Genomic DNA, 4,734 nt, shown 5'->3' on the forward strand with positions numbered 1-4,734 from the left:
GGGTATTGAGTTGGGGGAAAGTTAGCTGGGGGCGGGTTGATAGCTTGGAGTACTTGATGAGCTGATTGATAGCGATCGCTTGGTCTGGCAGATAACATTTTATCTAATACCTGTCCCAAAATTGGACTCAGGCTTACTTCCCGTCGCCACTGCCAGGTCAGATTGTAGGTATCAATTAATTCTTGGGGTTGTTTCCCTGTCAGTAAAACCAACATTGTTGCGGCCAAAGCATACAAGTCGCTGTGGGGAGATACTAACCCAGTTTGCATCTGTTCTGGGGGTGCAAATCCTACCTTACCCAATAGGGTTGGTGATGGGGAAGATGCAACCATACCGGGTTGGTAATATTGGGAAGCAACAGTTGCTACTACTTGTTTGACACCGCCAAAATCAATTAACACTGGCAGTTTGTCAACAGTGCGAAGTATTAAGTTATCTGGAGATATATCTCGATGAATAACGCCTATAGAGTGGATATACTCCAATACTGGCAAAATTGAAAGCAACAATTGGCGTACTTCCGCTTCTGTAAAGCGCAAACCCTGTTGTAGCCGGGTATTTAACAAAGAATTGTAAGTTTCCCCTTCTACATAATCTTGCACCAAAAACAGATATTCTTTCCCCCCTAAGTTCATGCGAAGCAGTTCCCGGAAGCGAGGAATTTGGGGATGTTGCAGTTTATAGAGAACACTGGCTTCTCTCTCAAACAGTTCTTCAGCTTTTTGGACAACGTAGGCGGTTTGAACTTGGGGGGAAAATTCTTTTAAAACACAAAGTTCGCGGAAACGATTGACATCTTCAGCTAAATAAGTGCGTCCGAAACCACCTTGGCCAATTTGACGTACAATCACATAGCGATCGCTTAAAGTTAGTCCCGGTTGGATACTATAACTCATGGGCGTATCCAACAATTTTTCACCACACTGGAGACAAAAGCGACTACCTGGGGAATTTTCATGTCCTTGAGAACAATATATTTTAGTCATTTGTTATTTGTCATTTGTTATTTGTCATTTGTTATTAGTGACTCTTCCCCAGTCCCTAGTCCCCAGTCCCCAATCCCTTTACTTGCCAGATTGTACTTTACTGACTTGATCGGCTGCGATCGCATACCAAATTTGACCGAAAGTCTGTTGATTGAGTTTCCCACGATCCTGATCGGGAAACAACCGATCAAATTTTTCATTTGTATCTTTGGTCAGCTGATCAATTGTATAGTTCCGAAACTGCCCTGATCGCGCAAGTCGTCTCCATATTGCATAATCTTTTTGACTATATTTACCCAATTTCCGACGAGATGCTGTACTGAGGTCAGCCTGTTCTAGTTTATTCAATAAATCGTCAGCAATACCAGACCATTCATCTCGTAAACCAGCATCTTCAGATTTAGATGTTAGGCTACGTCTGTTTAATTCTGGTTTTTTTGTATAAAATAAATCATCTACGAAGGGAGTAAAAAATCCTTCAGTAATTTCTAGCTGTTGACGACGACTGATAATTTCCTGAAGATTGCGATTTTTTCCTTTGTCGCTGACTGGTTTACCGATTGGATTTGGAAATTGTGGAATTTGCGGTAATGAGATTGATGGGATAGTAATTGAAGTTACGCTCCGAATCACTGCATTTACCACCGCTAAAGTACCTGCACCAGTTAAAACAATTAAAGCTGTTCCCCCTAAACTCATCACAAAAGGACGAATCCAAACAGGCCAAGATATCGGTTTCGCTATCGCTTGCGTTTTATTCTGGAATCTACTCACAACAGCACTGGCGTGTTGTCTTCCCGGAGCAACTACCATCGTCTTGATCTTGGTAGTAATATAATTACCTGCGGATTTAGTTGCAGTTGGCGATGGTAAATCTTTGAGGATTTGCTCGGCTCGTTGATAGCGATCACTCGGTTTATAAGCCAGCATCTTTTTTAACACCGCTTCCAGTTGCGGACTAACTCGAATTTCCTTTCCCCATCCCCAAATTCCCTGGTAGCTGTCGTATAATTTTTGTGGCTCTTTCCCTGTGAGCAGCACCAGTGATGTCACCGCTAAAGAGTATAAATCACTGCTAAAAAATGCTTTTCCCTGCCGTAACTGTTCTTCTGGAGCGTAACCCTTTTTACCCAGCAAAGTGTTATTTTCAGCTAGCTTAGTCCGCCAAAAACCTTGAGAAGCTGGCAATTGCTTGACACCACCAAAATCAATCAGCACTGGCAGATTATCAGAACGCCGCCAAATTAGATTATCAGGAGAGATATCACGGTGAATTACATCTCGTGAGTGGATGTAGGATAACACGGGTAAAATCTGTTGCAGTAAGGTAATTATTTCCTCTTCATTGAAAGTCTTTCCTTGAGTTTCACGCTGTTCTAATAATTGGTAATAATTATCACCATCCACATAATCTTGCACTAGAAAGAAAAAATCTTTAGTGCCTATCTTCACTTGTAGCGAGGCGTGAAAACGGGGAATTTGTGGATGCTGGAGTGTTTTGAGGACATTTGCTTCTCGTTCAAATAACTCTTTAGCTTTTTGTAAATCTTGCTTTTCTTCTACTTGAGGTGCAAATTCCTTCAGCACACAGGTTTGATGGGATTTAGTTCTATCCTCTGCCAAATAGGTGCGTCCAAAGCCACCCTGCCCTAAATGACGGATAATTTGATAGCGATTATCCACCATTTGTCCCACAGCAAGAGGTAATGGTTCACCACAATGGGTACAAAAGCGGTTACTACCATTATTTGTGTGTTGTTTACTGCAATAGAGCTGCATGGTGCCCAAGGATAAACTAAGGTTTTATTGAATGACTACAAGCGCATACTCTCATTTTCGGATATTTTAGGAAATGTTAGGGGCTGGGTATTCCTATAGGACTCATATTTGATTGCGTGAAAAAAACTCAGTACACCTTTATTCCTTCTTCCCAGTCCCCAGTTCCCAGTAAAGAGTCCCCAGTCTCTACGAGTAATTCAGGAATCAAATCGGATTGCTATATATTAAATCCGTGTTGCTAAGAATCACTGGGGTTTTTGGGGTATTAGATAACAGCTAAAATACTGGCAGCAAGTAACGGTGTTGGTTCTACTTTAGGATAAACAACAAGCGTCATGAACCAGAAATCAAGACAGCAGCAAGTAATTAAAGCATTTGAAGATTTTTTGTCTACCCCCCTAGAAACGATACTGCAACGGCATCTCAACACTCAAACTTCGGCAGCTTTGAGTTTATTTCACGATGTAGCGGCTAATGTACCTGCCTACAAGGCTTTTTTAGCAGAAAGGGAAATTAATCCCGCGACTATTCAAACCTTAGAGGAGTTTCAAAAACTACCAGCGATCGCTAAACAAAATTATATACTGCGCTATCCTTTGGCTGACTTGTGCCGCAACGGGCAACTCCAAGCGTGCGATATGATAGCTGCGTCTTCCGGTTCCAGTGGTAAACCGACATTTTGGCCTCGTTTTTTCACAGATGAACTCCAAATCGCCACACGCTTTGAACAGATTTTTCACGATAGTTTCTATACAGATACCAGACGTACCCTAGCAGTGATTTGTTTCACTTTAGGCACTTGGGTAGGTGGAATGTTCACCAACAATTGCTGTCGTTATCTTGCTAGCAAAGGTTATCCTATCACTGTAATTACCCCTGGTAACAACAAAGAAGAAATCTTGCGAGTTGTCCAAGAATTAGGTTCAGCTTTTGAACAAGTGGTGTTATTGGGATACCCGCCATTTTTAAAAGATGTGATTGATACTGGTATCGCTCGTGATGTGGAGTGGCAGCAATATCAGATTAAATTAGTGATGGCAGGAGAAGTATTTAGTGAAGAATGGCGCAGTTTAGTTGGCGAAAGAGTTGGTTCACAAAATCCTTGCTATGATTTTGCATCACTCTATGGCACTGCGGATGCCGGAGTTTTGGGTAATGAAACACCATTAAGTATCTGCATTCGCCGTTTTTTGGCAGAAAATCCTGATGCAGCGAAAGCTTTATTTGGGGAATCGCGTTTACCCACGCTAGTACAATACGATCCTTTCACTCGCTTTTTTGAAGTTCAAGATGGCGGATTGCTGTTTTCCGGAGATAACGGTATTCCTTTAGTACGTTATGACATCTTGGATACTGGCGGAATAATTAGTTATGATGCCATGCTGCAATTCTTAGCAGAATGGGGATTTAACCCACTCGAAAATTTCCGTTCTGAAGCTCAAAACTCACCTAGAGGTATTCATCAGCTACCTTTTGTTTATGTCTTCGGGCGTTCTAACTTTACAGTTTCCTACTTTGGGGCAAATATCTATCCTGAAAATGTAACGGTGGGATTAGAACAACCAGTAATTCAAGAATGGGTGACAGGTAAATTTGTATTGCAGGTAAAGGAAGATGCTGACAAAAACCGATTTTTATCTGTAGTTGTAGAATTAGCAGTAGGGGTAGAGGGTAATGAAGCTCAAAGAGAAGCGATCGCATCTTCGATTCTTTCACAATTGTTACGCCTCAATAGCGAGTTTGCTAATTATGTTCCCTTAGAATATCAAACACCACAAGTTACATTAGCGCCAATGGGTGATTTTGAATATTTCCCGATTGGGGTGAAACATCGTTATACCCGTCAATAGAGTTTGGTTTCGCTTTCATCTCCAAAAAGCGTTTAATAATCAGCCTGATATAAGGGAACTCCAAAAAATAAATTATCCAATTTTTGGAATCACAACGACTTTTCCTCCCCCTGCTCCCT

The 4,734-nt window shown here is 41.6% G+C and carries 3 protein-coding genes; 1 reads left to right on the top strand and 2 read right to left on the bottom strand.

Annotation, left to right across the window (positions count from 1 at the left end; all coding sequences use genetic code 11):
• Together ACFE90_RS36415 and ACFE90_RS36420 are read right to left on the bottom strand one after the other, a co-directional pair.
• On the bottom strand, window positions 1–986 hold a 986-nt coding region (locus tag ACFE90_RS36415), incomplete at its 3' end, for a protein kinase (RefSeq protein WP_375507108.1).
• Window positions 987–1,064: 78 nt separating this feature from the next.
• Window positions 1,065–2,765 (bottom strand): protein kinase, encoded by a 1,701-nt coding sequence (locus ACFE90_RS36420; RefSeq protein WP_375507109.1) that lies wholly within the window; start codon window positions 2,763–2,765, stop codon window positions 1,065–1,067.
• A gap of 335 nt (window positions 2,766–3,100) precedes the next feature.
• Between ACFE90_RS36420 and ACFE90_RS36425 the strand changes: the two genes are divergently transcribed.
• The gene (locus ACFE90_RS36425) at window positions 3,101–4,615 is read left to right on the top strand and encodes a phenylacetate--CoA ligase family protein (protein WP_375507110.1); all 1,515 of its coding nucleotides are present in this window, start codon (window positions 3,101–3,103) and stop codon (window positions 4,613–4,615) included.
• Window positions 4,616–4,734 lie beyond the last annotated feature (119 nt).

The organism is uncultured Nostoc sp. (assembly GCF_964245445.1).
Classification (GTDB): domain Bacteria; phylum Cyanobacteriota; class Cyanobacteriia; order Cyanobacteriales; family Nostocaceae; genus Nostoc.

Coding starts and splice junctions, on each gene's coding strand:
- ACFE90_RS36420 (WP_375507109.1), bottom strand. CDS start 2,765: ATGCAGCTCTATTGCAGTAAACAACACACAAATAATGGTAGTAACCGC.
- ACFE90_RS36425 (WP_375507110.1), top strand. CDS start 3,101: ATGAACCAGAAATCAAGACAGCAGCAAGTAATTAAAGCATTTGAAGAT.